A 3911-nucleotide genomic window follows, 5' to 3' on the forward strand; every position below is an offset into this window, starting at 1 on the left:
TTTTGCGGCCGGCTGGACGCCGTGTACGGGTCCGATATTAGCTGCCGTAATCGCGCTGGCCGGGACCAATCCGGTATCTGCGGTGCCGTATATGCTGCTGTATGCACTCGGATTCAGCCTGCCTTTTTTGCTTCTGTCCTTTTTTATCTCAAAAGTTAAATGGCTCAGGAAGCATCAGCTTCTGATCATGAAGATCGGAGGCGCTGCGATGATTTTGATCGGAATCCTCCTGTTTTTTGACTGGATGACGAAAATTATCATCGTATTATCGGAGCTGTTTGGCGATTTTAGAGGATTTTAGGATCTTTTTTAGAGGGTGGCCGTTTTTGTTATAATAAACTGGACTGTGATATTGGAGGGGAGTATGACAAGGGTTTTAATTGTTGATGATGCAAAATTCATGAGAGATAAAATAAGGGGAATTCTCGAGGCGGAAGATTTTCCTGTCGCAGGGGAAGCCGAAAATGGCGAGGAGGCTGTATTGCTGTATGAAGAGCTCAGACCGGACCTTGTCATCATGGATATTACGATGCCTGTGAAAAACGGAATCGAAGCGTTAAAGGAAATGATTCAAATCGAGCCGAAGGCAAAGGTGATTATGTGCACGGCCATGCGTCAGCAGCGGATCGTCGTAGAGGCGATTGAGGCCGGCGCAAAAGACTTTATCGTCAAGCCTTTTGAGGAAGCAAAAGTAATGGAAGCCATTCGGCTTGTGCTCGGGAAAGCGTAAACGAAGGTAACCCGCGGGAATGGTTTTTTTCTGCGTTTTGGAGTATAGTATACAGTAGAAAAATTTGCAAAAATATAAAGGGATGATACTTTATGATGATTGTAGTTTCATCTATGCTTGCCGTTGTGATGGCCGTCGTTGTCATGGCTGTCAGAATCAAGTCATCTGAAAAACCGGCTACGGCCAAAAAAATTATATTGCCGCCGATTTTTATGAGCACAGGCGCATTGATGTTTTTATTTCCGATGTTTCACGTTACAGGCGCAGAATTTTTGGAAGCCATTACTGTAGGGATGATTTTTTCGATTTTCTTGATTAAAACGTCAAAATTCGAAATCAGGGAAGATAAAATTTATTTGAAGCGTTCCAAAGCCTTTGTATTTATTTTGATCGGTCTTCTTTTGATCAGAATCGTCATGAAAAGCATTTTGAGCACATCAATCGACTACGGGGCTTTAAGCGGAATGTTTTGGATCCTTGCATTTGGGATGATCGTTCCGTGGCGGATCGCCATGTATTTATCCTTCAGAAAGCTTTCAAACCAACTGGAAGCGTCAAACAATATGCAGATCAATTAAAGCAAAACCTTTCCGTTTATCAGGAAAGGTTTTATTTTATTTAAAAAGCGCCTGGTACGGGGAGTGGTCAATATTTTTTTCCTTCAAGCGTTTGAGCAGAAACTTATGATCCCTTTTCGGGGTAGCCAGTATATAGCCTCTGACGATTAAGTCCTGGTCGATCGAACCGGCGTTTTCTTTTAAAGCCAGCTCGCCGATTTTTCCGGCGATTTTCGCTTTCGCTGTGTCGCGAAACAGCTCGGGAACCGGAGACACCAGCTCTTCAAGCAGCTCTTTTTCTTCCTGCTTCCACATGTGCCTCGTCTTCTCAATGTAGTAGTCCTGCCAGTCAAGCTCTGACTTTCCGTCCTCTTTTGGAAGACGTTTTAAAAATTTGCGAAACATAAAAAATCCGCCGATCGATAAAAGGACGATCATCGTGACGATCCACAGCAGCATCAGCCATAAAAACCAACCTTCCAGCATCTATCATCACTCCTTTATCTACAGACTATTGTACATGAACCCATTTTAGAAGAACATAGAAAAAATAATATAAATTGGCGGCATCCGTCTAATCAAAAGAGCCGCTAGAACATAGTCTATCGTATAGCAATTCTCTTTTTCGGCCATGGAGGATTGCTAGAGGATATTTGACGGGTGAACGGAAAAACCCCGGCAGGGCTAAGCGTCGCGAAGCATGCCGGGGTCCTTTTTATTCATGAAAAGGAATATGAAAAGAAACGGATGTTTCATCTTTGTTTGCTTGTTTGCTGATTTTAACGGTAAGGATTTGATTTTTGCATTCGGTTTCAATCTGCTTGTCATTCAGAAAAAAAGGAAGCATCATCGTTTTTTCGTACTCCTGTTCGTCTGATATGACGGCAAGTTTGAAATCATAACCGGAAAACGTGATGCGCAGGCTGCGGGGGGTGACGTTTGACAATTCTGTTTCAATAATATATTCGGTACTTGTCTCATACAGATCAATGGGAAGGGTTTCATCGTACAGGACAAAGGGGTCATCAAAAAACTGCTTCATCCATTCCTCTTCAAAATCAGAGGAATCGAACTGTTTTGCATTTGTCATTGAAGCATTCCTCCATACCTAGCCTTCATGATAAGGTATGCTTCACTTTGAATACTTGTGAAAAGGGAAACGCCTGCGCCGGCATAAGCCTGTCCGCAGGCGTTTGCGATTACATATCGTGATGCGAGTTGTGTTTTTGCCTTGTGTGGTTACGGTTTTTCACCTTTTTGCTTCCGTCCAAAGGTTCCGGCTGCTGGCCTGCTTGAGCTCCCTTCGGCGCGTTTTTGCGCATATCTTTGCCGTCGTTTTTATTCGTCAATATTCCCGACCTCCTGTTTTGGGTTTTATTGATTCGTTTTGCGCTTTTTATTGTTTTGGCGTTCGGCTTCGGTCAGGATGTGCTGGTCATCCTCAATGTAGCCGGCGCCGTTTCCTTGCCTTTTCGCATTGTTCATTCCGGGAATGACATGATTTGCTTTTCGCTTTGACAATGCTATCACCTCAGGCTGTAGTATATCCGCGTTTCCGCCTTTGTATAAAAAAATGTATTTCCAGTAAAATAAACTTTTTTACAAGTATAAGGCATTCTTATTGAATTTAATAAAAACATTGATATTTACTTATGTTTAAAATTGTTTTAAGATTAAATTGTGAGAAAATTGTGGTGAAATATGCCGATTTTTCTGGTATATGATCTTGATCTTTAAAGGGGGATTTTGGAGAAATGGCGAAACAGCAGCAAATCGCAAAAAAAGACGCTTTTCAGTCAAGAAAAACGTTTACTGTACACGGCAAAACGTACAGCTATTATTCTTTAAAAGCATTAGAGGATCAAGGAATTGGAAAAGTGTCGAAATTGCCTTATTCCATCAAGGTCCTGCTGGAATCTGTACTTCGTCAAGTCGACGGAAGAGTCATCACAAAGGAGCACGTTGAAAATTTAGCAAAATGGGGCACTGCTGAATTAATAGACCTTGATGTTCCTTTTAAACCTTCCCGGGTTATTTTACAGGATTTCACCGGTGTTCCTGCCGTAGTAGACCTCGCTTCATTGCGCAAAGCAATGGCGCAAGTCGGCGGAGATCCGGACAAAATTAATCCGGAAATTCCGGTTGACCTTGTCATTGATCACTCCGTACAGGTTGACAAAGCGGGTACCGATGATGCGCTGACTGTCAACATGGATCTTGAATTTGAAAGAAATGCAGAACGTTATAAATTTTTAAGCTGGGCAAAAAAAGCGTTTAACAACTATCAAGCCGTTCCGCCTGCAACAGGTATCGTCCACCAGGTAAACCTTGAGTATTTGGCGAATGTCGTACATGCCGTCGAAGAAGACGGAGAAATCGTCACTTACCCTGATACGCTCGTCGGAACAGACTCTCATACGACGATGATCAACGGAATCGGCGTTCTCGGCTGGGGTGTCGGCGGAATTGAAGCCGAGGCAGGCATGCTTGGACAGCCTTCTTATTTCCCTGTGCCTGAAGTCATCGGAGCGAAACTCGTCGGCAAGCTTCCAAACGGCACGACGGCAACGGATCTTGCGTTGAAAGTGACGCAGGTTCTCCGCGAAAAAGGCGTTGTCGGCAAA

8 protein-coding genes are annotated in these 3911 nt (G+C 43.4%); 4 read left to right on the forward strand and 4 right to left on the reverse strand.

The window, feature by feature from the left end; genetic code table 11:
• The 3 genes from V7126_RS23280 to V7126_RS23290 all read left to right on the forward strand — a co-directional run.
• The coding region (locus V7126_RS23280; protein WP_335499682.1) for an urease accessory protein UreH domain-containing protein at positions 1–301 on the forward strand (301 nt) is incomplete at its 5' end.
• Positions 302–364: 63 nt separating this feature from the next.
• A complete protein-coding gene (locus V7126_RS23285; RefSeq protein ID WP_046132814.1) occupies positions 365–730 on the forward strand; it encodes a response regulator in 366 nt (121 codons plus the stop codon).
• A 92-nt stretch (positions 731–822) separates the two neighbouring features.
• Positions 823–1308, forward strand: coding sequence for a CcdC family protein (locus V7126_RS23290; protein ID WP_046132815.1), 486 nt, complete (start codon positions 823–825; stop codon positions 1306–1308).
• 36 nt (positions 1309–1344) lie between these two features.
• Here V7126_RS23290 and V7126_RS23295 read toward each other — a convergent pair whose 3' ends face one another.
• From V7126_RS23295 to sspO, 4 genes are all read right to left on the reverse strand, one after another.
• Positions 1345–1773: a DUF2621 family protein gene (locus V7126_RS23295; protein ID WP_046132816.1), complete on the reverse strand. Its 429-nt coding sequence runs from the start codon at positions 1771–1773 to the stop codon at positions 1345–1347.
• Between the two features lie 229 nt (positions 1774–2002).
• A complete protein-coding gene (locus V7126_RS23300) occupies positions 2003–2377 on the reverse strand; it encodes an Hsp20/alpha crystallin family protein (RefSeq protein WP_046132817.1) in 375 nt (124 codons plus the stop codon).
• A gap of 109 nt (positions 2378–2486) precedes the next feature.
• The gene (locus V7126_RS23305) at positions 2487–2636 is read right to left on the reverse strand and encodes a small acid-soluble spore protein P (RefSeq protein WP_065894538.1); all 150 of its coding nucleotides are present in this window, start codon (positions 2634–2636) and stop codon (positions 2487–2489) included.
• A 25-nt stretch (positions 2637–2661) separates the two neighbouring features.
• Positions 2662–2808 carry a small acid-soluble spore protein O gene (sspO, locus tag V7126_RS23310; protein ID WP_046132818.1) on the reverse strand — a complete coding sequence of 49 codons (147 nt, stop codon included), beginning with the start codon at positions 2806–2808 and terminating at the stop codon, positions 2662–2664.
• Positions 2809–3041: 233 nt separating this feature from the next.
• Between sspO and V7126_RS23315 the strand changes: the two genes are divergently transcribed.
• Positions 3042–3911, forward strand: an 870-nt coding sequence (locus V7126_RS23315) for an aconitase family protein (protein ID WP_335499693.1), incomplete at its 3' end; no start/stop codon positions are given.

The organism is Bacillus sp. JJ675 (assembly GCF_036963165.1).
In the GTDB taxonomy this organism is placed as follows: domain Bacteria; phylum Bacillota; class Bacilli; order Bacillales; family Bacillaceae; genus Bacillus; species Bacillus glycinifermentans.

What these genes read in the sequence shown, in the direction of transcription:
- V7126_RS23285 (WP_046132814.1), top strand. Translation starts at nt 365, where the DNA reads ATGACAAGGGTTTTAATTGTTGATGATGCAAAATTCATGAGAGATAAA.
- V7126_RS23290 (WP_046132815.1), top strand. Translation starts at nt 823, where the DNA reads ATGATGATTGTAGTTTCATCTATGCTTGCCGTTGTGATGGCCGTCGTT.
- V7126_RS23295 (WP_046132816.1), bottom strand. Translation starts at nt 1,773, where the DNA reads ATGCTGGAAGGTTGGTTTTTATGGCTGATGCTGCTGTGGATCGTCACG.
- V7126_RS23300 (WP_046132817.1), bottom strand. Translation starts at nt 2,377, where the DNA reads ATGACAAATGCAAAACAGTTCGATTCCTCTGATTTTGAAGAGGAATGG.